Source organism: Paenibacillus sp. 01T422 (assembly GCF_056398785.1).
On sequence record NZ_JBFTQB010001741.1, the window covers coordinates 1 to 359 of the forward strand.

Consider the following 359-nt stretch of genomic DNA (forward strand, 5'->3'; position numbering starts at 1 on the left):
GCAGCGATTATGTCGATCGTCAAGACAGGCGATCATGTGATTTGCACGCATCAAGCGTATGGTCCTACAAGGGAATTCTTAGGCAATTATCTCCGGAAATTCGGTGTTGAAACGACTTTTGTCGATGGCCGATCATTAGATAACTGGAAAAATGCGATAAGGTCAAACACAAAATTGCTGTATTTGGAAAGTCCGACGAGTATGTTTTTTCAGCTGCAGGACATCCGTAGTTGTACTGAATTGGCGGCCTCCATTGGAGCAGAAACGATTCTCGACAACTCTTGGGCGACACCTTGTTTCCAAAATCCACTTACACTAGGTGTCGGACTTGTTGTCCATTCGATAACGAAATATATTTC

Annotated in this window: 1 protein-coding gene; it reads left to right on the forward strand. The window is 43.7% G+C overall.

Translation table 11 applies throughout. From position 1 onward, the window contains the following. A partial coding sequence (locus AC1DUA_RS41020) for a PLP-dependent transferase (RefSeq protein ID WP_477505070.1) occupies nucleotides 1-359 on the forward strand: 359 nt, incomplete at both ends.